Annotated in this window: 24 protein-coding genes and 2 pseudogenes; 18 read left to right on the top strand and 8 right to left on the bottom strand. The window is 46.3% G+C overall.

Going from position 1 to position 26,455, the window contains the following annotated elements; translation table 11 throughout:
• The first annotated feature begins 44 nt into the window (after window positions 1-44).
• The 7 genes from ERX55_RS06865 to ERX55_RS06835 all read left to right on the top strand — a co-directional run bounded on the left by ERX55_RS06865 (window position 45) and on the right by ERX55_RS06835 (window position 7,514).
• Window positions 45-311, top strand: coding sequence for a hypothetical protein (locus tag ERX55_RS06865; protein ID WP_133451830.1), 267 nt, complete (start codon window positions 45-47; stop codon window positions 309-311).
• Between the two features lie 62 nt (window positions 312-373).
• Window positions 374-670: a YerC/YecD family TrpR-related protein gene (locus tag ERX55_RS06860; RefSeq protein ID WP_133451829.1), complete on the top strand. Its 297-nt coding sequence runs from the start codon at window positions 374-376 to the stop codon at window positions 668-670.
• 65 nt (window positions 671-735) lie between these two features.
• Window positions 736-1,407, top strand: a complete 672-nt coding sequence (locus tag ERX55_RS06855; RefSeq protein WP_133451828.1) for a M15 family metallopeptidase — start codon at window positions 736-738, stop codon at window positions 1,405-1,407.
• Window positions 1,408-1,497: 90 nt separating this feature from the next.
• Window positions 1,498-2,190, top strand: a complete 693-nt coding sequence (pcrB, locus tag ERX55_RS06850; RefSeq protein ID WP_133451827.1) for a heptaprenylglyceryl phosphate synthase — start codon at window positions 1,498-1,500, stop codon at window positions 2,188-2,190.
• 5 nt (window positions 2,191-2,195) lie between these two features.
• Window positions 2,196-4,340: a DNA helicase PcrA gene (gene pcrA, locus ERX55_RS06845; RefSeq protein WP_133451826.1), complete on the top strand. Its 2,145-nt coding sequence runs from the start codon at window positions 2,196-2,198 to the stop codon at window positions 4,338-4,340.
• A 3-nt stretch (window positions 4,341-4,343) separates the two neighbouring features.
• Window positions 4,344-6,332, top strand: a complete 1,989-nt coding sequence (gene ligA, locus ERX55_RS06840) for an NAD-dependent DNA ligase LigA (protein ID WP_424960683.1) — start codon at window positions 4,344-4,346, stop codon at window positions 6,330-6,332.
• Between the two features lie 9 nt (window positions 6,333-6,341).
• Window positions 6,342-7,514 (top strand): CamS family sex pheromone protein, encoded by a 1,173-nt coding sequence (locus tag ERX55_RS06835; RefSeq protein ID WP_133451824.1) that lies wholly within the window; start codon window positions 6,342-6,344, stop codon window positions 7,512-7,514.
• Window positions 7,515-7,556: 42 nt separating this feature from the next.
• On the opposite strand, the gene putP is transcribed toward ERX55_RS06835, so the two are convergent.
• On the bottom strand, window positions 7,557-9,092 hold the full coding sequence (gene putP / locus ERX55_RS06830) for a sodium/proline symporter PutP (protein ID WP_133451823.1): 1,536 nt from the start codon (window positions 9,090-9,092) through the stop codon (window positions 7,557-7,559).
• A 151-nt stretch (window positions 9,093-9,243) separates the two neighbouring features.
• Between putP and gatC the strand changes: the two genes are divergently transcribed.
• Genes gatC through gatB form a run of 3 tightly spaced genes read left to right on the top strand, consistent with a single transcriptional unit; the run spans window position 9,244 to window position 12,428 of the window.
• Entirely contained in the window at window positions 9,244-9,540 is a 297-nt protein-coding gene (gatC, locus tag ERX55_RS06825; RefSeq protein WP_133451822.1) for an Asp-tRNA(Asn)/Glu-tRNA(Gln) amidotransferase subunit GatC, read from the top strand.
• 2 nt (window positions 9,541-9,542) lie between these two features.
• Window positions 9,543-10,988: an Asp-tRNA(Asn)/Glu-tRNA(Gln) amidotransferase subunit GatA gene (gatA, locus tag ERX55_RS06820; RefSeq protein WP_133451821.1), complete on the top strand. Its 1,446-nt coding sequence runs from the start codon at window positions 9,543-9,545 to the stop codon at window positions 10,986-10,988.
• Between the two features lie 12 nt (window positions 10,989-11,000).
• Complete coding sequence (gene gatB / locus ERX55_RS06815) at window positions 11,001-12,428, top strand: Asp-tRNA(Asn)/Glu-tRNA(Gln) amidotransferase subunit GatB (RefSeq protein ID WP_133451820.1); 1,428 nt, start codon at window positions 11,001-11,003, stop codon at window positions 12,426-12,428.
• 79 nt (window positions 12,429-12,507) lie between these two features.
• Here the strand turns inward: gatB and ERX55_RS06810 are convergent, their stop codons facing one another.
• Window positions 12,508-13,179 (bottom strand): hypothetical protein, encoded by a 672-nt coding sequence (locus ERX55_RS06810; protein WP_133451819.1) that lies wholly within the window; start codon window positions 13,177-13,179, stop codon window positions 12,508-12,510.
• 162 nt (window positions 13,180-13,341) lie between these two features.
• On the opposite strand from ERX55_RS06810, the gene ERX55_RS06805 reads away from it, so the two are divergent.
• From ERX55_RS06805 to ERX55_RS06795, 3 genes and pseudogenes are all read left to right on the top strand, one after another.
• On the top strand, window positions 13,342-13,848 hold the full coding sequence (locus ERX55_RS06805) for a GrpB family protein (protein WP_133451818.1): 507 nt from the start codon (window positions 13,342-13,344) through the stop codon (window positions 13,846-13,848).
• Window positions 13,849-13,928: 80 nt separating this feature from the next.
• Window positions 13,929-15,189: pseudogene (locus tag ERX55_RS06800) on the top strand (helicase HerA-like domain-containing protein).
• Between the two features lie 36 nt (window positions 15,190-15,225).
• The gene (locus tag ERX55_RS06795; protein ID WP_133451817.1) at window positions 15,226-16,188 is read left to right on the top strand and encodes a diacylglycerol kinase; all 963 of its coding nucleotides are present in this window, start codon (window positions 15,226-15,228) and stop codon (window positions 16,186-16,188) included.
• A 35-nt stretch (window positions 16,189-16,223) separates the two neighbouring features.
• Here ERX55_RS06795 and ERX55_RS06790 read toward each other — a convergent pair whose 3' ends face one another.
• Window positions 16,224-17,045: a glucose 1-dehydrogenase gene (locus ERX55_RS06790; protein WP_133451816.1), complete on the bottom strand. Its 822-nt coding sequence runs from the start codon at window positions 17,043-17,045 to the stop codon at window positions 16,224-16,226.
• A 172-nt stretch (window positions 17,046-17,217) separates the two neighbouring features.
• On the opposite strand from ERX55_RS06790, the gene rlmD reads away from it, so the two are divergent.
• From rlmD to ERX55_RS06775, 3 genes are read left to right on the top strand one after another with little or no spacing between them, the layout of a single operon-like run.
• Window positions 17,218-18,564: a 23S rRNA (uracil(1939)-C(5))-methyltransferase RlmD gene (rlmD, locus tag ERX55_RS06785; RefSeq protein ID WP_133451815.1), complete on the top strand. Its 1,347-nt coding sequence runs from the start codon at window positions 17,218-17,220 to the stop codon at window positions 18,562-18,564.
• A gap of 4 nt (window positions 18,565-18,568) precedes the next feature.
• Entirely contained in the window at window positions 18,569-19,636 is a 1,068-nt protein-coding gene (gene dinB, locus ERX55_RS06780) for a DNA polymerase IV (RefSeq protein WP_133451814.1), read from the top strand.
• 17 nt (window positions 19,637-19,653) lie between these two features.
• Window positions 19,654-19,854, top strand: coding sequence for a hypothetical protein (locus ERX55_RS06775; protein WP_133451813.1), 201 nt, complete (start codon window positions 19,654-19,656; stop codon window positions 19,852-19,854).
• Window positions 19,855-20,249: 395 nt separating this feature from the next.
• On the opposite strand, the pseudogene ERX55_RS11540 reads toward ERX55_RS06775, so the two are convergent.
• From ERX55_RS11540 to ERX55_RS06755, 4 genes and pseudogenes are all read right to left on the bottom strand, one after another.
• Window positions 20,250-20,765, bottom strand: a pseudogene (locus tag ERX55_RS11540) (3'-5' exonuclease); the annotation flags it as partial.
• Window positions 20,766-20,806: 41 nt separating this feature from the next.
• Window positions 20,807-20,965 (bottom strand): FeoB-associated Cys-rich membrane protein, encoded by a 159-nt coding sequence (locus ERX55_RS06765; RefSeq protein WP_133451811.1) that lies wholly within the window; start codon window positions 20,963-20,965, stop codon window positions 20,807-20,809.
• 10 nt (window positions 20,966-20,975) lie between these two features.
• Window positions 20,976-22,946, bottom strand: coding sequence for a ferrous iron transport protein B (gene feoB / locus ERX55_RS06760; RefSeq protein WP_133451810.1), 1,971 nt, complete (start codon window positions 22,944-22,946; stop codon window positions 20,976-20,978).
• A complete protein-coding gene (locus tag ERX55_RS06755) occupies window positions 22,939-23,175 on the bottom strand; it encodes a FeoA family protein (RefSeq protein WP_133451809.1) in 237 nt (78 codons plus the stop codon). The genes feoB and ERX55_RS06755 overlap by 8 nt, the downstream gene beginning before the upstream one ends.
• Window positions 23,176-23,343: 168 nt before the next feature.
• On the opposite strand from ERX55_RS06755, the gene murT reads away from it, so the two are divergent.
• Together murT and gatD are read left to right on the top strand one after the other, a co-directional pair.
• Window positions 23,344-24,654, top strand: a complete 1,311-nt coding sequence (gene murT, locus ERX55_RS06750) for a lipid II isoglutaminyl synthase subunit MurT (RefSeq protein WP_133451808.1) — start codon at window positions 23,344-23,346, stop codon at window positions 24,652-24,654.
• Window positions 24,654-25,373: a lipid II isoglutaminyl synthase subunit GatD gene (gene gatD, locus ERX55_RS06745; protein WP_133451807.1), complete on the top strand. Its 720-nt coding sequence runs from the start codon at window positions 24,654-24,656 to the stop codon at window positions 25,371-25,373. The genes murT and gatD overlap by 1 nt, the downstream gene beginning before the upstream one ends.
• A 64-nt stretch (window positions 25,374-25,437) precedes the next feature.
• On the opposite strand, the gene ERX55_RS06740 is transcribed toward gatD, so the two are convergent.
• A complete protein-coding gene (locus ERX55_RS06740) occupies window positions 25,438-26,394 on the bottom strand; it encodes an FUSC family protein (protein ID WP_243721471.1) in 957 nt (318 codons plus the stop codon).
• Window positions 26,395-26,455 lie beyond the last annotated feature (61 nt).

Raw genomic sequence — 26,455 nt, 5'->3', positions numbered from 1 at the left:
ACTTTCTATATTTTTTGGATATTTTGATGTATGATACTTATTAAATGCAATCATTAATGAATGAGGTGAAAGCAGTGAATCAGGAGAATGTAGAAGTGATTCTGAATCATATTGACCATAATGAACCGGTCAAGACGAGTGAACTGGATTTAGAACGTGAAGAAGTGGGTGATGCTTTATCCTACATCAAAAAGAATAAACTGGCAGAAGATATTCTTCTGAGGAAAGTGGAAAATACATATACGATGATGGACACAAGTACAGCCTATCTGACGCCTAAAGAAAAAGAACAGCTGGCAGAACTGGATTAAAACTGTACTTCAGTTCACTAGTGCGTTAAACTTAGACTATATTATTCAAGGGGATGAACGGAATGCAAATTGAAAAATTAAGAGGTAAACGTCTTGATGATTTATTCGATGCAATTCTTGCACTCGAGACTCGTGAAGAGTGTTACCAGTTTTTTGATGATTTATGCACAGTCAATGAGTTACATTCATTATCTCAACGTATGCAGGTCGCTAAGATGATCAAGCAAGGCCATACTTACGCAACAATTGAAAAAGAGTCAGGTGCGTCTACTGCGACTATTTCACGTGTCAAACGCTCATTACAGTGGGGAAATGATGCTTACACGATGGTGATGGAACGTCTAGGTGAAGAACAGTAAAAAAATGGTACTGAATTGATTCAGTACCATTTTTATTTTATAATGAAGTCGAAATGAGGGCTATCATGAAGAAACTATTAATCGCAGGTCTGGCAGCCGCTGTACTTACAGGCTGCAGCAATCAGACTGAACAGCACCTGCCAGTGATCGACAATATCAAACAAATCCATCCTCTGGACAAATGGCTGACTTCAAAGGAGAAGTCAGTGGTAAAGGGTGTGACGTATTACGGCGATACGATTATCGTGAATAAATCAATCAGTCTGCCGGCTGATTATGCACCCGGTGAGAACGATGAAGCACGCGCGGCATTGAACAAGCTCATGGCAGCGGGAGCCGCGGAAGGACTGAATTTCGCTGTCAGAAGCGGCTTCAGAAGTTATGATGAGCAGGCTGCGCTATATCAAGATTACGTCGCACGTGACGGTAAGGCAGCTGCAGATACTTACAGCGCAGAGCCTGGTCACTCTGAACATCAGACCGGCCTTACGTTTGACCTCGGCAGTCGTGAGTCTGTCAAAGATTTCACCATTTCCTTCGGGGATACACCTGAAGGCAAATGGCTGCAGACGCATGCCCAGGATTATGGCTTTATCATCCGCTATCCAAAAGGCAAGGAGCATATCACCGGCTATCAGTATGAACCGTGGCACATCCGCTATTTAGGTACAGACTTGGCGCAGGAGGTCTACAGGAGCGGGTTGACATTAGAGGAGTATTACGGCTTGGTCAGATGAGCGGAAGTCAGTCATTCGGACTGGCTTTTTTTCGTTATCGTTTCTTGAAAATGCTATAATTATAAATATGTCTTTAAAAGGAGTTTCTATATGTATGAGATAAATGACTGGCAGCATGTCTTCAAACTTGATCCTGCAAAAACCATTGATGATGAATCCTTGCAGCTGCTCTGTGAATCAGGAACAGATGCGATTGTTGTAGGAGGGACGGATGATGTGACGATGGATAACGTCCTTGATTTAATGGCGCGTGTGCGGCGTTATACAGTGCCCTGTGCGCTTGAGATCTCTAATCTTGAGAGCGTGATACCAGGTTTTGACCGTTATTTAGTACCCACTGTCCTGAACAGTCCGAACGTGCAGTTTCATAACGGCCTGCTCATTGAAGCGCTGAAAGCTTACGGCCATATGCTGAATTTTGACGAGTTTACGATGGAAGGATACATCGTTCTGAATCCTGACAGTAAGGTAGCCAAGCTGACAGCAGCAGATACCACACTTGAAGGAGATGATCTCTATGCGTATGGTCAGATGATTGAGCATTTCTATCGTCTGCCGGTCTGTTACGTTGAATATAGTGGTACCTATGGTGATGTCGCGAAGGTGGCGGAATTGAAATCTGCACTTGAGCATACGCGCCTGGTTTACGGAGGCGGTATTGAATCACTGGCACAGGCTGAAGAGATGTTTCAGCATGCTGATACTATAGTGGTCGGCAACATCATCTACCGCGATCTGAAGAAGGCCCTTGAGACCGTTAAAATCAAAGGAAAGAAAGGATAATTCCTGTGAAAGAATTACTGAATAGAATGAACGAAGAACAGCGTGCAGCTGTTAAAGCAACAGAAGGCCCCCTGCTGATTATGGCGGGCGCGGGTTCAGGTAAAACCCGGGTGCTGACCCATCGCATCGCCTATCTCATACAGGAAAAAGACGTCAATCCTTACAATATACTCGCGATTACCTTCACGAATAAAGCAGCGAAAGAAATGAAGGAACGTGTTCAGCAGCTGATCGGTGAAGAAGCGGAAGCGGTGTGGATCTCCACGTTCCACTCGATGTGTGTGCGCATACTGCGGCGTGATAGCGACAGAATCGGTATTGAGCGGAACTTCACCATCATTGACCCGACGGACCAGCGTTCAGTCATGAAAGAAGTGCTGAAACAGGAGAACATCGACCCGAAACGTTATGAGCCACGCTCGCTGCTCGCCCAGATTTCGAACCTGAAAAATGAACTGAAGACGCCGGCAGATGCTGAAAGAGAAGCACAGGATTTTATGGCGCAGATAGTAGCGAGAGCCTACAAACGTTATCAGTCGATTCTTCTGAAAAATCAGGCGCTGGACTTCGATGACCTTATCATGACGACGATCGAACTTTTTGAGCGTGCACCGGAAGCACTGAGCTATTATCAGAACAAGTTCCAGTATATTCACGTCGATGAGTACCAGGATACGAACAGAGCGCAGTATCTGCTGGTCAAGATGCTTGCCGAGAAGTTTGAGAACATCTGTGTTGTCGGGGATTCAGACCAGTCAATCTATGGCTGGCGTGGTGCGGATATCTACAATATTCTGAGCTTTGAGGAGGATTATCAGAATGCCCGCACCATCTTCCTCGAGCGGAATTACCGTTCTACGAAAAATATTCTGCATGCGGCGAATGAAGTCATCCGGCATAATTCAGAGCGCAAGCCGAAAGCATTGTGGACTGAAAGTGCGGAAGGCAGTAAGATCAAGTACTTCAAAGCGCAGAGCGAACGTCATGAAGCGGAATATATCATCTCTGAAATACAGAACAAACAGCGAGAAGGCTACCGGTTGGATGATATGGCCATTCTTTACCGGACGAATGCCCAGTCCCGTGTGCTGGAAGAAACGCTCCTTAAATCGAATATCAGCTACACGATGGTCGGCGGGACAAAGTTCTATGACCGCAAAGAAATCAAGGATATTCTCAGTTACCTGAGACTTGTGGCGAACAGCAATGAAGATATCAGTTTTGCCCGTATCATCAATACACCGAAACGCGGCGTTGGGCCTGGCGCACTGGATAAGATTACAGCATACGCTGAGATGAATGGTCTCAGTTACTTTGACGCACTTGCAGAGGTGGATTTCATCGGACTGCCGAAAAAAACGACTGAAACGCTCGTCAAGTTCTATGAGATGATGGATGGCTTCATGAAACAGCAGGAATTCCTGTCCATCACCGAGCTGACAGAGCAGATCATGGAGAAGACGGGCTACATGGAGATGCTGAAAGCAGATCGGACACTTGAGTCGCAGTCACGCCTTGAGAACCTGGAAGAGTTTCTCAGCGTGCCGCAAGACTATGAGAAAGATACACCGATTGAAGAACAGTCACTCGTCAACTTCCTGACGGATCTGTCGCTGGTCAGTGATGTGGATAGTGCCGATCTGGAAGCGGGTATCACGCTCATGACCATTCACTCTGCGAAAGGGCTGGAGTTCAAGGTCGTCTTTATAGCAGGACTGGAAGAGTCCATCTTCCCGCATGCCAGAAGTCTATCGGAAGAAGCAGAGATGGAAGAAGAGCGCCGTTTGATGTATGTTGCCATTACTCGGGCAGAAGAGCATCTTCACGTGACCCATGCAGATTCACGCACACTTTTCGGACGCAGTCAGGCTAACCGCCGCTCCCGCTTCCTGGATGAGATACCTGAAGACCTGCTTGAAGGGAAGAAGGTAGTAATGCCAAAAAGAGGATTCTCAAGACGGACAACGAACAACAGACCTGCTCCGGGCGAATATAAGATCGGAGATAAAGTCATCCATAAGACATGGGGTGAGGGTCTGGTCAGTCATGTGACTGATAAAGATGGCTCACAGGAACTGGACATTATTTTCAAATCTGTCGGTATGAAGCGTCTGTTAAGTCAGTTCGCACCGATTCAAAAGAAGGGGTAAATGATGCAGCAAAGAGTAGATGAATTACACCGTTTATTGCACCAGTATAATTATGAATATCACGTGCTGGACACGCCGTCTGTTCCTGATAGTGAATACGATAAACTGCTCCATGAACTCATCGCGATTGAAGAGGCATATCCCGATCTGAAGACAGCGGACTCACCCACTGTCCGGGTCGGCGGAACACCGCTGTCATCGTTTGAAAAAGTCAGACATGATACACCGATGCTCAGTCTCGGCAATGCATTTAATGAAGAAGACTTGCGTGCATTTGACCGTCGTGTGGTGGAGGGTGTCGGCCGAGTGGATTACATGGTGGAGCTGAAGATAGACGGACTCGCAGTTTCTCTGAAATACCAGGAAGGCCGTCTTGTTCAAGGACTGACCCGAGGGGATGGTACGACAGGAGAGAATATCACTGAGAATATCAAGACGATATACGCAGTACCGCTCGTTATCAATGAACCACTGACCTTTGAAGTGCGCGGAGAAGCCTATATGCCCCGCCAGTCATTCATTCATCTCAACAAGGAAAAAGAGAAGAAGGGTGAACCGCTTGCCGCGAATCCGCGTAATGCAGCGGCGGGTTCACTCAGACAGCTTGACTCCAAGCTTGCTGCTAAACGCAAGCTGGATATCTTCTTGTATAGTGTGAATGATTTACGTGAACTGGATGTACCGTCACAGAGTGCAGCCCTTGATAGACTGGATGATCTCGGCTTTAAGACGAACCATGAACGCAGGTTATGTCAAGATATCGATGAGGTACTGGATTATATTCGTTACTGGACAGAAGAACGGAATCATCTGGCTTACGATATAGACGGTATCGTCATTAAAGTGAACGATCTCGCGAAGCAAGAAGAACTCGGTTTCACTGCAAGATCACCACGCTGGGCCATCGCTTATAAGTTCCCGGCAGAAGAAGTCATCACCAAGCTGAAAGATATCGAAATTTCAGTAGGACGGACGGGTGCCGTGACGCCGACCGCCATCCTTGAACCCGTCAAAGTAGCGGGGACAACAGTAGGTCGTGCCTCCCTTCATAATGAAGACCTCATCCGGGACAAAGACATTCGTATCGGTGACGAAGTCGTGGTCCGTAAAGCAGGTGATATTATTCCGGAGGTTGTCAGACCTGTGCTTGACCGTCGACCAGCCGGCACGTTACCCTACCATATGCCGGCACACTGCCCGGCCTGCGGGCATGAACTGGTGCGTATTGAAGGCGAAGTGGCACTGCGCTGTATCAATCCAGCCTGCGAGGCGAAACTCGTTGAAGGTGTGATCCATTTTGTGTCCCGTCAGGCGATGAATATCGATGGACTCGGTGAACGGATCGTTGAACAGCTATTCGAGGCAGAACTGATTCGTGATGTTGCCGATATTTACTATCTGAAGCGTGAGGATTTACTGCCGCTTGATCGTATGGCAGATAAGAAGGTCGATAAATTGCTGCAGGCCATCGAAGTCTCAAAAACGAATTCACTGGAGCGTCTGTTATTTGGTCTTGGCATCAGACATCTGGGCGCGAAGGCCAGCCGGATTCTGGCAGAGGAATACGGTTCAATGGATAGGCTGGTTACTGCGACAGAAGAAGAGCTGACAGCTATCCATGAAATCGGTCATAAGATTGCTCAGTCAGTCGTCACCTATCTGCACAATGATGATATAAAAGAGCTGCTGCTGAAGCTGACAGAAGCAGGGGTCAACATGACTTATACCGGCACAAAAGTAGAAGTGGTCAGCAATACTACGTTCATGAATAAGACGATTGTCCTGACCGGCAAGCTTGAAATCATGACCCGAACAGAAGCCACTGACAAGCTGACAGCGCTCGGTGCCAAAGTGACGAGCAGTGTCACAAAGAAGACAGATCTGGTTATTGCAGGTGAGGAAGCGGGCAGTAAGCTCGCGAAGGCAGAGTCTCTCGGCATTGAAGTCTGGAGTGAGGAACAACTCATCAACAAACTACAGGAAATAGGTTAAGGTGAAGGTATGAAAAAAGCATCATTACTGTTGCTATCGGCCCTGCTCTTTGCAGGTTGTGGTAGTAACAGTGACAATAACAGTAAGACCAGTCAGACAAACGATGAAAAACAGATTGCAACAGATGCTCAGATTTCAAAAGATTATTACCGGACGCTTCTGCCATTTAAGGAGAGCCAGGCACGGGGTCTGACAAGTACCAATATGGCAAGTGCTTATAACGGTGAAGCGTTTGAAGATGGCCTCTTGAATATCAGTCAGAAAGTCTATTCACCAGAAGAATATTTCTATCGTGACGGCCAGCTTCTGACAAAGGAAGCGGTACAAAGCTATCTGGAGCCTCAGTTCACTAAAGAAGAAATAGATGCCATGGATGAAGACACACGAATCGAGCGGAATGCTTATGCGAACTTCGGTTTGAACCCTTCTCATAAAGGTGAAACCGATCCAGCCAAGATCGCCCGTTATTCACCTGCGTACTTATCCCATATCCTGGAACAGGATTTCTATACTGAAGAAGATGCGAAGAAAGACAAACTGTCCGGTATGACAATCGGTCTGGCGATGAACAGCGTCTATTACTATCAGAAAGAACAGTACGGTGAAGTCTACAGTCAGCAGCTGGATCCGAAGATCAGCGCAGCGAAAGGAAAAGAGATGGCAGATGAGATATTATCCCGTCTGCGTGTCAAATCAGAGCTTAAAGATTTGCCGATTACATTTGCCATATTCATTCAGTCATCAGCTGAAAGTATCACACCGGGCCATTTCGTCGCATACGGCACAAGTGAAAAGGGTGATAATATCAAGAAGTGGACAAGTATAGACGAAGAACACGTGCTCCTGCCTTCTGCTGAAGCCGAAAAGATTGATGAAGGACTGAACAACAACTTCAAACAGTTCAATGAGTCACTGAGCAGCTACTTCCCGAACTTCACGCAAGCTATTGGTTCTGCGCATGTTGTCGATCAGAAAATCAGCTCACTGACCGTCAGTATCCCGCTTGATTATTTCGGCAGGGCTGAAGTGGTCGGGGTCACCCAGCACATTGCTGATCAGTCTAAGAAGTATTTTGACGGCTTGGACAGCTACGAAATATCTGTAACCGATAATAATAAACCGCTTGCTCTGATAACGAAGGAAAAGGGCAGTGAGCCGTACATTCATATTTATCAGCAATAAAAAAGGCTTGTTTCCAGTGTGGAAACGAGCCTTTTTTAATGATTAATTTTTAACGATACGGACCATTTCATCGAACTCATCAAGAATTCGCTGTTCTGGTTTTCTTGTCATCATGCTGACAAGGACGGTTGAGATCAGACTGATCAGGAAGCCTGGAATGATTTCGTATAGGTCAAAGATAGCGGCATGCTGTTCAGGTGCTTTCATGATGATCCAGAAGATGACAGTCAGTGAGCCGAGAATCATACCTGTGATCGCACCTTCTTTTGTCAGACCTTTCCAGTAAAGCGAAAGGAGGACTAATGGGCCGAATGCAGCGCCGAAGCCTGCCCAGGCATTACCGACTAAGTTTAAGATGGTGTCATTAGGATTCCAGGCAATGGCACCTGCTACAATCGCAACGAGTAATACCGACAGACGGCCGACAAGCACAAACTCTTTTTCACGTGAAGTGTCCTGAATGCTAGTCTTGCGAAGCAACATATAGAAATCCTGTGTTAACGAGCTGGATGTCACAAGCAGCTGTGAAGAGATTGTACTCATAATCGCTGCTAAGATCGCCGCTAAGAAGAAGCCGGCAATCAGTGGATGGAACAGGATCTGACTCATCACAACAAAGATGGTCTCTGGGTTATCAAGCTTCTGCCCGGATTCGTGGATGAATGAAATACCGATTAAGCCTGTCATACAAGCACCGATAAGTGACACAGCCATCCATGAAATACCGATACGGCGGGCAGCCGGCAGCATTTTATGTGTTTTGATCGACATAAAACGAACGATAATATGAGGCTGACCGAAGTAGCCAAGACCCCATGCAACAAGTGAGATGATTCCGATGGTCGTAGTCCCTTTGAACCAGTCAAGATTGGTTGGTTCAAGAGTCGCAACGTCGCCTAACGTATCAAGACCGTTTAATTTCAGCATTGCGACAATCGGCACCATCACTAAAGCGATGAGCATGATGACCCCTTGGAAGAAGTCAGTCAAGGAGACTGCGAGGTACCCCCCGAAAAGCGTATAGATGATGACGATTCCCGCTGTTAAGATCAAGCCCCAGTGATAATTGAGACCGAATGCACTTTCGAATAAGACACCGCCGGAAACCATGCCGGCCTGCGTATAAAGCGTAAAGAAGATGACGATTACTAAACCGGAAATAATCTTAAGGATCCGGGTATGGTCACTCACGCGCTTCTCGAAGAAATCCGGAATAGTGATGGCATTGTCAGCCAACTCTGTATAAACGCGAAGACGTGGTGCAACCAAGATATAGTTTAACCAGGCACCGATAGTCAGACCGATGGCAATCCAGGTCGCTGATAGACCTGTTGAATAAACAGAGCCAGGTAATCCCATCAGCATCCAGCCACTCATATCTGCCGCACCGGCTGAAAGGGCAGTGACAAGCGGTCCTAGACTACGCCCTCCGAGCATATATTCATCCAGTGTACTAGTTGACTGTTTATAGGCATAGTAACCGATTGCCAGTAGAATTAAGAAATAGACAGCAATCATGACATAAGTCATCCATGTCGCTTCTATTTTGACATTTTGAAAAGTATGTCCTAAAATCATGTGTTTTCCTCCAAACTTATGAATATTCTTTTACATGATTAATTATATATCGCGTTAAAGCGTTTTCATACAACTATTTTTAGTTTTTTTAGATTTTTTGCATTAAATTTGATAAAATTTATAGATGCTATACATGCTTAGGAGGATAAACATGACAACGATTACAAATGATCAGGTTAAACACGTTGCCCATTTAGCACGTCTTGCCATCACTGAAGAAGAAGCGGTGAAATTCAGCGGACAGCTTGAAGCGATTCTGAACTTTGCCAACCAGCTGGAAGAAGTGGACACTGACAACGTTGAACCGACGTTCCACGTGCTGGACCTGCAGAATGTGCTGCGTCCGGATACAGCCGAACAAAGTTTGAGCCAGGAAGAAGTACTGAAAAATGCACCGGTCAAAGAAGATGGTCAGTTCCGTGTGCCTTCAATCTTAGGAGGAGAATAAGAATGTCATTAAGATATGAATCGATCGAATCATTATCCAAGATGATTCACAATAAAGAAATCAAACCATCAGAACTGATTGCTGATACATTCGTTAATATCGAAAAAGAAGATGGTATCATCAATTCATTCCTCGCGCTTGATAAAGAGAATGCGATGAAAAAAGCAGAAGCGCTGGATAACCAGGCGCCTGCAGGTAAACTGTTCGGTATTCCGATGGGGATTAAAGACAATATTGTCACTAAAAATGTCGAGACGACTTGTGCGTCTAAGATATTGACGAATTTCAATCCTGTCTATGATGCGACGGTGATGAATAAACTGAATCACGAGAATGCTGTTCTTGTCGGTAAGCTGAATATGGACGAGTTCGCGATGGGCGGCTCTACAGAGAACTCTCACTATAAGAAGACCGTCAATCCGTTCGACCATCTAGCTGTGCCGGGTGGCTCTTCAGGGGGTAGTGCAGCAGCTGTTGCAGCAAGCCTTGTTCCATTCACCTTAGGTTCAGATACGGGTGGCTCTATCCGTCAGCCTGCGTCATATTGTGGTGTCGTCGGGATGAAACCGACTTACGGACGTGTCTCTCGTTTCGGCCTTGTTGCATTCGCTTCTTCACTTGACCAGATTGGTCCATTAACACGTAACGTCAAAGATAATGCGACTGTCCTTGAAGTGATCGCGGGTCACGACAAAATGGATTCAACAAGTGCGCCTGTCAATAATGTTGATTTCACTTCAAACATCGATAAAGATTTAACGGGCCTTCGTGTTGCGGTACCTAAAGAATATTTAGGTGAAGGGGTCTCACCGGAAGTTAAAGCATCCATTGAAGCGGCAATTAAACAATTAAGCGACCTCGGTGCAACCATTGAGGAAGTGTCACTGCCGAATGCAAAATACGGCGTTGCTACTTACTATATTATTTCATCATCAGAAGCTTCAGCGAACTTAGCGCGTTTCGATGGTATTCGTTATGGTTATCAGGCAGAAGGGGCCCAGAACTTAGAAGAGCTCTACAAAAAGACTCGTCAGGAAGGTTTCGGTGACGAAGTCAAACGTCGTATCATGCTTGGTACATATGCGCTCAGCTCTGGTTATTACGATGCCTACTACAAAAAAGCGCAGAAAGTCCGTACATTGATCAAGCAGGACTTCGAGAAAGTCTTTGCTGATTACGATGTCATCGTCGGACCAGTGGCGCCGACACCTGCGTTCAATATCGGTGAACAGATTGATGATCCACTGACGATGTATGCCAACGATATCTTAACGATCCCTGTGAACTTAGCAGGTCTGCCATCGATCTCTGTACCATGTGGTGAACATAACGGTCGCCCGATCGGCCTGCAGATCATCGGTAAACCATTTGATGAGCAGAAAATTTACAACGTGGCTTATCAGTATGAACAGAAATTCAACTTACATGACCGTTATCAAACATTATAAGGAGACGATGAAATGCATTTCGAAACAGTAATCGGACTTGAAGTCCATGTTGAACTGAAAACTGAATCCAAGATGTTCTCAAGTTCGCCTGCCCATTTCGGTGCAGAACCGAATACCAATGTCAGTGTCATCGACCTGGGTTATCCTGGGGTGCTGCCAGTCGTCAACCGGACAGCAGTCGACTGGGCTATGCGCGCAGCAATGGCACTGAACATGGATATCAGAACAGAAACCAAATTTGACCGTAAAAACTATTTCTATCCAGATAATCCGAAAGCTTATCAGATTTCACAGTTTGATGAGCCGATCGGTGAAAACGGCTATATCGATATCGAAGTAGGCGGCGAAACAAAACGCATCGGTATCACACGTCTTCATATGGAGGAGGATGCCGGTAAACTGACACATAAAGACGGTCACTCACTGGTCGACTTAAACCGTCAAGGGACACCACTTGTTGAAATTGTCTCGGAACCTGATATCCGTACACCGGAAGAAGCGTATGCCTACCTTGAGAAGCTGAAAGCGATCATTCAGTATACAGGGGTATCTGACTGTAAGATGGAAGAAGGCTCACTCCGCTGTGACGCCAACATTTCATTACGTCCAGTCGGCCGTGAAGAATTCGGTACGAAGACTGAACTTAAAAACCTGAACTCATTCAACTACGTCCGTCGTGGTTTAGAGCACGAGGAAAAACGCCAGGCAGAAGTATTGCTTGCGGGCGGAGAGATTCTGCAGGAGACACGTCGTTTTGATGAGGCAACCGGTAAAACCATTCTCATGCGTGTCAAAGAAGGCTCGGATGACTACCGCTATTTCCCGGAACCAGATTTAGTGCCTCTCTTCATCGATGAAGGATGGAAAGCGCGTGTCCGTGAATCGATTCCTGAGCTGCCGGATGCACGTAAAGAGAAATATGTGAATGAATATGGCCTCCCTGCTTATGATGCGCATGTTCTGACGCTGACAAAAGAGATGTCTGACTTCTTTGAAGAGACGCTGAAGCTTGGAGCAGACGCAAAGTTAGCTTCTAACTGGCTGATGGGCGGCGTTAACGAATACTTGAACAAAAACCAGAAGGACTTAGGCGACACCGCTTTAACACCTGCTAATCTGGCAGAAATGGTGAAATTGCTCGCTGATGGCACAATCTCGAGTAAAATCGCTAAAAAAGTCTTTGCTGATACAGTTGAGTCAGGCAAAGCACCGAAAGTCATTATGGAGGAACAAGGGCTTGTACAAGTGTCTGATCCGGAACAGCTCCGCGCATTCGTGACTGAAGCACTTGATAACAACCCTCAATCCATTGAGGACTTCAAGAACGGTAAAGGAAAAGCGATGGGCTTCCTCGTCGGTCAGATCATGAAGATCTCAAAAGGGCAGGCGAACCCGCAGCTGGTTAACCAGATTCTGAAGGAAGAACTTGAAAAAAGATAATATGAAAAGCTGATATGCCTGGAGCATATCAGCTTCTTTTTAAATCTTGATTGAACAGATTACGACCGGAATAAGAAATTTATTTCTTAAAAAGGTAATCAGTAATATGGCTATACCAGCTATCGAGACCACGGGCAGTCAGCAGTTCTGTCTGAGAGTCATAGCTATCTGCCAGCTCAGCCTTTGGCCATTTTTTCGATTGGGCATAATAAGTTTTGGAATCTTTAAAATAGTCTTCTTCTTCTATCTGATACCTCTTGAATGCTTGATCCGTTGAAGGACGAGTGCCGATCGTTCGGACTTCAATATGGTCTGATGTTAGATCATCGATTATTTGAGCAAGCTGTTTGTTGTGCGCCTCTGCAGGGATTTTTTCTGTAAAATCATTAAGGGTCAGTGCATCGAGTAGAACGATATCAGGCTCTGTATCCTTTATTTTATCGACATCGATCTTATCACTCGCTGTCTTGATCATCTGTTCCTTTATCCTAAGCGCCGGATACTGATCACGCAGCATCTGCACCAAGCTCTGATCATCATCTGAGACCTGATAAGGTGTGGATAAGACAGTGATGTTCATCTCTTTATTTTGACGGTAAATATCTTGAAGGGCTTTATCTTTGAATGTGATGGTTTTCATGTCTGTCTGAGAGGTCTGACGGGCTGAAACAGTGGATTGCCAGTAAATATAACCGAAACCAATTAATAAGACTGAAAGTACAACGTAAAGCCAGAAGAGTATATTTTTCATCTGAGTCCTCCATGTTATCAATACTGTTATTTTAACATAAATATCAAATTGCTAGTAAGATAGAAGTAAAATGTTTATAATTTATAAAAATGGTAATATGTTTTGAATATGTATCTATAACAGAAAGATCAAATGACATGAGATACAAGTGAGGGACATACTATGATCAAAAATACGCCCCGCAGTTTTCTGGAGTACAGACTTTTATTTATTGAAGAATCGAAGCAGCTGATTGAAATCCTGGGAAATGCGATTACTGAAATACATCAATATGGCAGTTCGGCTGTTGATGGATTGCCGTTTATAGAAGAAATCAATATCATGCCGGTCGTCAAGCACTATCAGCATGTAGAAAAACAGATGGCTGCCATCGAAGCGCTCGGCTTTAAATGTATTGAATGGGCACCGGACTGCATCATGCACGAGAAAAAGACGGAGGGGCCCTCTATTCAGATCAGGTGGGTCGAGCAGCATGATAGCAAGCAGGTCGAGTCGCTGCTGTTGTTCCGGGATTATTTAAGGCAGAACGAATCAGCGAAGGCACAATATATTCATTTTCTGGTGAAAAATAAGCAGCAGGCTGAAGATGAGATCGAATCTCAGGTCAACGGAATCGAATACATGCTGCAGCTGAAAAAAGAAGCAGAAGCATGGCGGAAAAGATTCTGACAAGAATCTTTTTTTTGTGTAATTTCGTAGAATAAGCTAAATTAGAGACAGCGATATTATTGATAAAGTGGGGATGAAAGATGACATTAGCAATTGCCAAGAATATCGGGATAGAAGAAAAAATGGCGAATCGCCACGGTCTGATTGCCGGCGCAACGGGTACAGGTAAGACGATTACACTGAAGGTGATGACAGAACAGTTCTCAAAAGCAGGCATACCCGTCTTCTTACAAGATGGGGACGCCGATACGTGCAACGGTCACGGAGATGGGCCCGCTCCTGCTGTCCCGTCTGATGGGTCTGAATGAGACGCAGACAGGTATCCTCACTATGGCATTCAGAATCAGCGATGACGAAGGACTGACGCTGCTTGACCTGAAAGATCTGCAGGCTCTGCTTAACCATATGGGTGACCATGCTGCTGAATATACGACGAAATACGGCAATCTGACGAAGCAGTCTATCGGTGCCATTCAGCGTAAACTGCTGGAGCTGGATAGTCAAGGTGCCAGTCATTTCTTCAGTGAGCCAGCTCTCAGACTGGAAGATTTCCTGCAACAGGAGAAGGGTAAAGGGGTCATCAATATTCTGCATGCAGTAGAACTTTACAGGCAGCCGCTGCTCTATACCACATTCCTCCTCTGGCTGCTGACTGAACTGTTTGAAATGCTGCCGGAAGTAGGCGACGCTGATCAACCGAAGCTTGTCTTCTTCTTTGACGAAGCGCACCTTTTATTCAAAGACGCCAATCCAGCCTTCGTCACGCAGATTGAACAAGTTGTCCGTCTCATCCGTTCTAAAGGGGTCGGTGTTTATTTCGTGACACAGAACCCGATTGATTTGCCGGACGAGGTACTCGGTCAGCTCGGAAACCGTGTTCAGCATGCGCTGCGGGCGTTCACGCCTCGTGACCAGAAAGCCGTGAAGAGTGCAGCAGAGACCTTCAGACAGAATCCGGACCTGGATGTAGAAAGCGTCATCGGAGAACTGAAGACCGGTGAGGCACTGGTCTCTTTCCTGAACAGTGACGGTCAGCCGGGTATCGTAGAACGTGCGTGGATCAGACCGCCTGAAAGTAAAATCGGTGTCTTAAGTCAGCCGATTCCACTTGAAGCGAATCCCTTCTATGCAACCTACAAAGAAGAACTGGACCGCGAGAGTGCTTATGAGCTTCTGCAGCAGAAACTGACCGATGTCAAAGAACCTGAGCAGCCTGACAGGAAGGTGACGAAAGAAAAACCATCTGAACTTCAGAAGATGGCGACTTCTGTCCTTACATCCGTCGGCAGACAGATAGGTCGGGAAATTGTGCGTAATATATTCGGTGGACGCCGACGCTAGTAAAAACAAGGGAATTTCCCGAAAGGGTGAACAGCTATGAGAAAAAGAGCAAGAATTATCTATAATCCGACGTCTGGTCGAGAACTCTTCAAAAAGACGCTGCCTGACGTGCTGATCAAACTGGAGCAGGCAGGCTACGAAACCAGTGCCCATGCGACAACAGCGGCGGGTGACGCCACTATCGCGGCCCGTGCTGCAGTCCAGGATCAATTCGATATTATCATCGCAGCTGGTGGTGACGGCACGCTCAATGAAGTGGTCAACGGCATAGCCGATCTGCCGGACCTGCCTCAAATAGGGGTGATACCCATGGGAACGGTCAATGACTTCGGCCGTGCGCTCATGATACCAAAGGATATCATGGAAGCTGTTGATGTCATCATAGAAGGGACAACGGTACCGGTCGATATCGGACGCATGAACAGCCGCTACTTTATCAATATTGCGGGGGGCGGCAAAATCACTTCGGTATCTTACGAGGCACCAAGCAAACTGAAGACTGTCATCGGTCCGTTAGCCTACTATATTAAAGGGCTTGAGATGCTGCCGGAGATCAAACCGACTGATGTCCGCATTGAATACGATGGCGAGGTCTTCTCAGGAGAAGTCATGCTCTTCCTGATTGGACTGACCAACTCTGTCGGCGGCTTTGAAAAGCTGGTGCCTGATGCCTCTATCAATGATGGCTACTTCACGCTGCTGTTCCTGGAAAAAGTGAATCTGGCAGAGTTCGGCCATCTGCTGACGCTTGCTTCGCGCGGCGAACACCTTAACCATCCGAAGGTCCACTATATCAAGGCGAAGGAGATCAAGGTCTCCTCGTATGAAATGATGGACTTGAATGTGGACGGTGAATACGGCGGTGTATTACCCGCTCATTTCGTCAATCTGGCGAGTCATTTAGAGATTTTCAGTCCGCTCGACGATATCACGCGTTCAAATAATATTGAGAAGATGAAGAAAATTGATGACCAGTATACCCTCACAGATATCGAATAAAAAACGCAAAATCCATCAGGATTTTGCGTTTTCTATTATTTGATTTCGTCGGTAAATGATGCTGCCAGCTCATCATACTCCCAGTTGCGGTGGGAAGGGTAGAGAGAAAGGCCGCCATCTGCGACGATTGTCTGACCTGTGATATATTTTGATTCCTTACTGGCAAGAAAAGCGGCGATGCTGGCGATTTCTTCCGGCTCAGCGACATAACCCATCGGCACAAAGCCGTCCGCTTCTTTTTTCTTCTCTTCAGTTGAGAAGTTCTCAGCATTGATCGGGGTGTTGATGGAACCAGGTGCGATGTTATTGACGCGGATCTGGACACGCGCATATTCAAGAGCTAAGCTCTGGGTCAGAAGCTTGACGCCTCCTTTACTTGCACAGTACTGGGCGTAATGTGGCCAAGGAATGATTTCATGGACGCTGGAGATATTGATGACGACCCCTTTATATTTCTTGTCCATATAATGCTTGATGGCTTCACGTGAACCGATGAAAGTACCGCGTAGGTTGACGTTCATGACTTTATCAAATTCCTCTGTCGACATTTCATGGCTGACGATATCTTTTTGCATGCCCGCATTGTTGACCATGACATGGAGAGCACCGTATGTAGCCAGTGTTTGGCTGAATAGGCCGAGAAACTCTTCTTCGTCTGTTGTATCCGCTTTGATGGCAATGGCTTCGCCGCCTTTAGCCTGAATAGCCTCCACAAGCTCATTTGCTTCGTCTGCTCTTGAGTGATAGTTGATGACAACTTTCATGCCTTCTTCAGCAAAACGCAGAGCAATCGCTTTACCGATACCAGATGCGCCGCCTGTAATCAGTGCCACTTTATCCTTTAAGTCGTTATACATGAGTGTAGTCTCCTTTAGATTAGTTTAATAGACTATACCCATATCATTTCCAAGTAATCTATGTAATCGCAAACTGATGTCCTCGATGTAGATGTCAGCGAAACTGTGATAGAATATATCAAGGAAGAAGGCCTGATTAAAGTTAACACTTGAAAATGAAAGAGAGAAATGAATGAAGAAAAACGATATATTAACAGGTACAGTCATCGATTATACGCACGAAGGTAACGGTGTTGTCAAAATAGAAGGTTATCCTATCTTTATCCCGCAGACAGTGAAGAACGAAACGGTCACTTTTAAGCTGATCAAGCAGAATAAAGGGTTTGGTATCGGCAAAGTGCTGTCAATTGACACAGAAAGTCCGGACCGTGTAACGCCGCCCTGCATCTATTATCAGCAGTGCGGCGGCTGTAATACACAGCATCTGAATTATCAGGCGCAGCTCACCATGAAGGAAAATCAGGTGAAGAATTTAGTCCGCAAAATGACGAAGCTCGATATTCCGGTGCGCGAGATTATAGGAATGGAGAATCCTTGGCGTTATCGCAATAAGAGTCAGCTGCCCGTCCAGTACCGGGAGGGCATTGTAACGGGATTCTACAGACCCCGGTCGCATGATATAGTGCCGATAGAAGAATGTCTGATTCAGAAGGAGAGTCATGATGAACTGATGAATACGATTCGTCAGCTGCTCACGCAATACAATGTCAGTATTTATGATGAACGGCGCCATAGAGGCAACCTGAGACATATCATGCTCCGCAGCGGCACGACAGTGAATGAAACGATGGTCGTTTTTGTCACTAAAAGCCGGCATCTGCCTGAACTTGAACAGATTGCGGATGAACTGATGGCTCAGTTTCCGTATGTGACAAGTATCAGACAGAATATCAATAGTGAGAAGACGAATGTCATCCTCGGCAGTCAGTCCAGAACGATCCGCGGCCATGATTATATACACGATCAGCTGGATCAGCTGACATTTGAGATTTCAGATATGAGTTTCTATCAGGTCAATCACGAGCAGACAGAAAAACTGTACCGTCAGGCGCTGGATTACGCAGAACTGACAGACAGTCAGAACGTCATCGATGCTTACTGCGGCATCGGTACGATCGGCTTGTTTATGGCAGCACATGCTGAACGGGTCTACGGTGTGGAAATAGTGGAGAAAGCGATAGAGGACGCCAAGCGGAATGCAGCGCTTAATCACTTATCCAATACACACTTTGAAGCCGGTAAAGCAGAAGATATTATTCTGAAGTGGCGTGAGGAAGGCATCAGACCGGATGTCGTAATGGTCGATCCGCCGCGTAAAGGCTGCGATGCCGTCTTTATTGAGACATTACTTGAACTGACACCTCAGCGTATCGTCTATGTATCCTGTAATCCTTCAACCTTGATGCGTGACATTCAGCTGCTGGAGACAAAATATCATATCGATGAGATCACGCCAGTCGATATGTTCCCGCAGACGACCCATGTTGAAGCAGTCTGCAAGATGACCTTGAAGGATTAGGTAGATGGAGAAGAGAATCATTCATGTCGATATGGATGCATTCTATGCGCAGATTGAGCAGCGGGATAAGCCGGAACTTAGAGGCAAACCCGTTATAGTCGGGGGGAAATCGAGTTCAAGAGGTGTCGTTTCAACAGCGAGTTACGAAGCAAGAAAGTTCGGCGTTCATTCAGCGATGCCGATGAGCCGGGCCCATCAGCTCTGTCCTGACGGTTATTATGTGACGCCCCATTTCAATGTCTACCGGGATGTCTCAGCCACCATCATGGAGATTTTCAGAAGTTATACAGCGTTGGTACAGCCTGTCTCCTTAGATGAAGCTTATCTGGACATCACCCATCTCGTCAGACGGGATATGCCCGCTTCACAAGTGGCCCGTCATATTAAGCGCGATGTACTGGCAGCAACACAGTTGACATGTTCAGCCGGTGTCTCCTATAATCGTTTTCTCGCCAAAATGGCATCCGGTATGAATAAACCGGATGGTCTGACGATTATTCATCATGGCAATGTCCATGAGATTCTCATGCCGCTGCCCATCGGAGACTTTCCGGGTGTCGGTAAAGTGACTGAGGAGAAGATGAAGGCACTGGGTATAGAGACAGGACAGGACTTGTTCAACCAGACAGAACGAGACCTCATCAACTGGTTCGGCAAAAGATGCCCGAAATTATATCATTACGCACGCGGCATCGGTGATGATACGGTCAAAGCTGAGCGGACACGTAAATCGATAGGCAAAGAGACCACATTCGAGGCGGATAAAAATGATGACGAAGAAATTCTGTCCGTCATCCGGAAACTTGCCAAACAGGTCAGTGACAGACTGAATCAGTACAGCCTGGCCGGAGATATTGTGACGGTCAAGATCAAGGAATATGATTTCACTACGGTGACCAAGCAGCAGAAACTTCCGGATTCCATCACTGATGCAGATGAAATCTATAATATCGCCTATCATCTTTATACCGAAGTGAAATCAACGGAACGTCCGATACGTTTAATTGGTGTCACAGTGGGGAATTTAAAGGAGAAGCGTTTCGAAAATATGTCGATATATGATTTTATATAACGGAAAGAGTGAGTAAGATGAAATTTAAGTTTTCTATTATTGGTATTGTCGCTCTGTTATTCGCTCTCTTTGTGATGGATACTTGGAACAATGGCTTTGATTTCTGGAAACTACTGGGCATCATTGGCCTGGCCGTCTTCCTTTTCTGGGTGGATCACAAACTGGAGAGACCTGTGTCACGTGATAGTATCAAACAGAATATATATAAACGTAAATAAAACCATGTCCACTGGACATGGTTTTATTGATAGAATTCAATCAGCTGCTTTAATTTATCATCGCTGATCACCTGCACATCCTCACCACGTGCCAGGCGATTGGTGACCGCGTTGTCCTTAGCAGAAGGTTTATTGCCCTTCTGTCTGCCGAAGAGATAGATGTCCGCTTGTTCGATATCGGACGCATACCGGCCGCCGTGATCAACGATATACTGAACGATATCTTTACGTTTCAGATGGAGAGTCCCGGAGATGGCGATTTTCTTGGCGTGAAAAGGATGCGTCAGATCAAAATCCCGGGTCGTCGGTCTGATCGCATTCAGTTCTGCCTGATAGCGGTTCATCTGCTGGCTCTTCTTGTATTTCATGCCGGACAAATAAGCGCGATGCCGCTTCAGATAGTCTTCCAGCGAATCATAGTGTTTCAGAAGCCGGAGCGTAATCATGGCACTGGCCTTGGCGTCATTCAGGGCATGATGATGCCCATGAAAATCAAGATCATAGAACTTCATCATGTTCTTCAGGCTGTAGCTGTGATTTTTAACCGTTTTCCGTGCCATATTACAGGAGCAGAAGTAGGACATGACCGGCATTTCAAGGCCATAACGTTCAATGGACTGGTAGAGCACCTTCATATCAAAGCGTGCAAAATGCGCGACGACCGGCAGCTCGCCGATGAAATCCATCATATGAGGGAAGACGTCAGGAAATGTCGGCGCATCTGCTACATCTTCCGGCTTGATGCCATGAACCGCGATATTGCCCTTTGAAAAGTAGGTCTCCGGATTGACAAGTGTGTAAAATGTCTCCGTCATCATATTGCCCTGCACTTTCACCATGCCGACACTGCACACGCTGGCCGGCTGACCATTCGCTGTCTCGAAATCGAGCGCAATAAACTCATTCATCATACTTCCCCCTTTTGTCCAGTATACAAAAAAAGAGACAGAACCTATAACGGTTTGTCTCTAGGCAACTCACAGCCGCAGTCCTGATTGACCGAGCAGCTGTTGCATTTACCTTCCTTTGATTTTCTGAAGAATCTGACCAGTGTGAACGTCGCATATCCAAAGATGAGCAAGGCGAGCAGGATATTAATAAGTAATGACATAAGAGCCTCCTTAAATGAACAGTTGACCGAGCTGATAGACAGCAAATGTTAAAATATAGGCCACTGCTACGGGATAGAGCATCGCAAGGAATGTCCATTTCCATGAACTTGTTTCTTTACGAATAGCTGCAACTGTCGACAGACAAGGGATATATAACAGGATGAACAGCATGAACGCATAGGCGGTCAGCGGCGTGAACTGGCTGTGAATCACTTGAATCAAGGCGTCATCACTGACCGCATAGATGATAGCCATGGCACTGACGATGACTTCCTTGGCCAGGAAACCTGGAATCAGTGTTGCGCCTGCCTGCCATGTGCCGAAGCCGAGTGGTGCCAGAAGCGGCGCAATCACTCCGCCGATCATGGCGAGGTAGCTGTCACCGATTCCTACATTAAGACCGCCAGGACCCGTGTAGTTGAGCAGCCAGATTAATACGGAGCCGCCAAAAATGAAGGTCCCTGCTTTTTTGACGAATCCTTTTCCTTTTTCCCAGGTACTGCGCCATAGCGTTTTAATGGAAGGCAGACGATAGGGCGGCAGCTCTATGACGAAGATTGAAGTATCATTCTTCAGGAGCGTTTTAGATAATATGAAACTCATGAACAATGCGACGACAACCCCGATAACATACAGGCTCAGCACAATCAGAGCCTGATTCTCCTTGAAGAATACACCTGCAAAGAGGGCATAGACTGGCAGCCGGGCGGAACAGGACATAAAAGGTGCGATCAAGATGGTGGTTAGACGCTCCTTTTCCTCTTCGATACTGCGCGCTGCCATGATACCGGGCACATTACAGCCGAAGCCGATAATCATCGGAATAAATGATTTACCGTTCAGCCCGAAAAACTCCATTAAACGGTCCATGATCACCGCTATACGTGCCATGTAACCGGAGTCCTCAAGAAGTGAGATAAAGAAGAACAGCACCAGAATCTGAGGGACGAAGACCAGAACACCGCCGACACCGGCGATGATGCCATCAGTGATCAGATTCTGCAGGAACTCGACCACCCCGAGCTGCGTCATGATGCGATGCGCCCAGTCTGTTAACGGTCCGCCGAAAAAGGCGTCCAGCTGATCCGACAGGGGTGTACCGATCCAGGTGAAGGTCGTCTGAAAAATCAGCCACATTAAAAACAGGAAAATCGGCATACCCAGATATTTATGAGTAACGATGCGATCGATTGTCTCTGTCAAGGGTGTCTTTGAAACCTCAGGCTGCGTGACTACGCCGTCAAGAATCTCGGAAATTTTATTCTGACGTGCTTTTAGAATCAGCTCCTTGACGGGAAAGTCAATCTGCGCTTTTAATGTGTCCCTTGCCGCATCGTCACCGATGTAGTCAATGACAGCTGGATTGTCCATCAAATACTGGACAGCGAGAAAACGGTGATGTCGTCTGTTTAGTGCAAGACCGCTGAATGTCGGCAAGATTTTGGTGATCAGCGCTTCTATTCTGTCGTCATAGCGAAGAGACAGGCGTGCAGCCGCCAGATGACGGTCATTGACGGCTTCCAGTATTTCATGGGTACCTTTGCCTGTACGTGCAACGACAGGAATGACAGGAATCTTCAGGCGACGCATCAATAAGTCGATATCAATACGGTAACCTCGTTTGGCTGAGACATCGACCATATTGAGGCCCATCATCATAGGTGCGCCGTATTCCATCAGCTGAATGGTGAGCAGCAGATTACGTCGCAGCTGCGAGGCATCCACAATATTGATCATGCCTTGGAAAGACTCCTGCAGCAGAAAGCGTGTGACGACTGTCTCGTCCTTTGAGATAGGAAGCAGGTCATAAGTGCCGGGCAAGTCCACGAGATTACCATAGTTCTTTTTGAGTTGACCGATTTTCTTCTCGACGGTCACACCGCTCCAGTTACCGACATATTCGTATGAACCGGTCAGTGCATTGAAAAGTGACGTTTTCCCGACATTCGGATTGCCGAGAATACAGAACGTATTAGTCATGAGCGGCTTCCAGCATGATTTTGCACGCATCGCAATTCCGGATGCAGATATGCTGGCCTTCTATATCAAAGACGCATGGTCCTTTAAACAGACTTTTACGCTGGACTTTCAGCACGCTGCCGACTGACAAACCAAGCGCATTTAAACGGTGCTGTAAGACCGGATTATCAAAGCTGAAAGATTTAACAAAATAAGTACTGCCGATTTCGGCATTAGCTGCATGTAGCATTTAGACACCTTCTTATTTGATTGTGATAATCATTTTCAATTAAATATTATCATGGTCAGTCTGTTTTAACAAGGTCCATTAAATACGCAGTCAATGAAAATCATTTTCTTTATCATGTGATTTATAGGCAGCAAATGATATAATAAATTGTTAATCAAGGAGGTCATTATGAGAACTTTTACAGCTAAATTAATGGCAAAACTGTCGAGACAGGCTAGTATCGCTGCTGGTAAAAGAGGCACGGATTTACCGGGACAGTTAGCTAGAAAAATAGATCCACAGATTTTAAGGAAAATGGCAGCTACTGTAGATGATGTCGTCTTTATCTCGGGTACAAACGGCAAGACAACGACTTCTAATTTAATCGGCCATACATTAAAGAACATGGGTATCCCGATCATTCATAATACAGAAGGGGCGAATATGGCCGCTGGTATCACGTCCAGCTTTATCGTCCAGGCAGATAAAAATACTAAGCTCGCTATCATCGAAATTGACGAAGGATCGATTCCGCGTGTCTTGAATGAAATGACGCCGACGATGATGGTCTTCACGAACTTCTTCCGCGATCAGATGGACCGTTTCGGTGAGATCGATATTCTGGTCGACCGTATCGCCGATCATATTAAGAATAAAGGCATCAAGCTGATATTAAATGCAGATGACCCGTTTGTCTCACGACTGAAGATTGCAAGTGATGATGTGGTTTACTACGGTATGAAAGCAGGCATCCATCACTTCGAAGAAAGCACCATGATTGAAAGTAAGTACTGTCCGAACTGCGGCCGTCTGCTCCATTACGAGGCGATTCATTACAACCAGATCGGCCATTACAGCTGTGAATGTGGTTTCAGACGGAATGAGCCTAAATATGAAGTGGAAGCTCTCTCTGAGAATCCGTATCTGGTACCGGTCATTAACGGCGCCACATTTAATATGAAGCTCGCCGGAGACTTCAATGTGTTCAATATTATCGCTGCCTATAGTGTGCTGCGGGAACTCGGGTTAAATGATGACTCTATCAGAAGCGGCTTCGAAAGCTACGCCTCGGATAATGGCCGGATGCAGTATTTCTCAAACGGCAGAAAAGAAGCGATTATCAATCTCGCCAAGAATCCGGCGGGTCTGAATGCCAGTCTGTCAGTCGGCGAAAAAATCCAGGGTACTAAATCCTATCTGATCAGCCTGAACGATAACGGCGCAGATGGACGCGATATCTCATGGATCTGGGATGCTGACTTTGAAAAGCTGTCACGCCAGACAATCGGTCACATCATCTGTACGGGCGACCGGGCGGAAGAGCTGGCAGTACGTCTTAAATATGCAGAGATTCCGGCGCAGGTGACGGTCGAACGTTCGATTGAACAGGCGACCCTGCAGGCGATGGCACTTGATGATTATACGGTCTGCATTCCGAACTACACATCACTTGAGCCGATGCATACGACACTCACGACTTATTTCAAGGAGGATAAATAATGACAGCGATTAATATTTATCACTTCATGCCTGACAAGCTGAATCTGTACGGTGATATCGGGAATATCATCGCCTTATCCAAACGAGCGAAATGGCGCGGCATTGATGTCAAAGTGACGGATGTCAAAGAGACAGCCGGGCTGAAATTATCAGAGGCGGATATCCTCTTTATCGGTGGCGGCAGCGACCGTGAACAGGCCATTGCGACAACAGAGCTCTTCAAGATCAAGGATGAGTTCAAGGCCGCGATAGAAGACGGCGTCCCTGCACTCACTATATGCGGCGGCTATCAGTTCCTCGGTGAGAAATATGTGACACCGGACGGTCATGAACTGAAAGGGCTGAACATCCTGGACTTCTATACAGAATCCAAAACTGAGCGTCTGACCGGTAATATCGTCATCGAATCAGAGACATTCGGACAGATTGTCGGGTTTGAGAACCATGGGGGTCGTACTTATCATGACTATGATACGCTCGGCCGTGTCGTTTCAGGTTTCGGCAATAATGATACCGATAAAAAAGAGGGTATTCATTATAAAAATCTCCTCGGCACTTATCTGCATGGCCCGATTCTGCCGAAGAACCATGAAATAACAGACTATCTCCTCAAAGCAGCCTGTGAACGTAAGAAGATTGCGTTCAGTCCGCTGAATGACAACATAGTTGAAGAGAGTGCGAAGAAAGTCATCATCGACCGCTTACTGGCGGATCAATAAAAGACGTCCTCAAGCCGATCCCTCGATGTTCTATTCAGATATTTTGACATGAAAGACCACCTGACTATATCAGGTGGTCTTTCATCAGTTTCTGGATCATTAAGAGTTCATAGATATAATGGCTTTTGAGCTGATTGTCGTCGAACTCATTCAGATGTTTGACGCTGGATTTGAAGACTGAGAGGGCAGGTGCCGGCACTGGTCTGCTTTGTGACATCGCATCAAGTATCTGGACGTATGCCTCACGTTCAGCTAAGGAAAAGTCAAAGTACTGCTGATCCGGCATATAGATCATATTTGACAGATGGAGAACAATCAGCTGGTCAACCTGCAGCCGTTTTTCAATTGTAGTCATGGCGCGCTTTCGGTTCATATCACGATGATACTGATATTCCTCATGCTCATATTTAATCAGCTGATGGACTTTGCTGATTTTTGCGTTGATGGCTTCCAGCAGCTGCATACTCTCTTCAGATGCGAAATTTCCGATGAGTACTTCCTTGCTGCGCTTGATAAAGAGGGCAGCACTGTCTCGTTCAATCGAGCCGATGATAGTCTGAATCTGCTGCTGATATTTCGGTGGCAATACCAAGTAGTTGACGAGTCCGGCTGTCGTCAGGCCGATAGTCGTGGTGGCGAGCCGTGAGAAAAAGTTATAGGCGAAGGCATCGTGAATATTAGGCACCATGGCTACAGCTGTCAGGCTGGCGACAAGCATACCGTCAAATAGCTTCAGCTGATAACAGACAAGAATCGTCACGGTGGCTGCGAGGCTGTAGGCAAGCGGGGAATCACCGAGAAAATACGTGCTCATCACGGCGATAAAAGCACCGATGATGGAGGCCGGAAAACGAATATAAGCTTTTTTCAGCGATGCTTTAGCGGTCGGTTCGATTGAGACAATAGAAGTGATGACCGCAAATATCGCCGGAAATGTTAAGAGCTGACAGATCAGGGCGGTCAGAAATGTCGCGAGACCTGTCTTGATGATCCGTGGCCCGAGTATATGTTTTAAGTTCATTCTTCTCATTCCATTTTTTAAATTTAGTATACCATTAAATGTTTGTTATAATATAGAGACA

This window comes from Macrococcus bovicus (genome assembly GCF_004359575.1).
Classification (GTDB): Bacteria; Bacillota; Bacilli; order Staphylococcales; family Staphylococcaceae; genus Macrococcus; species Macrococcus bovicus.
The sequence above is the reverse complement of the archived record's forward strand: the minus strand, read 5'-3'. Positions and strand labels throughout refer to the sequence as shown.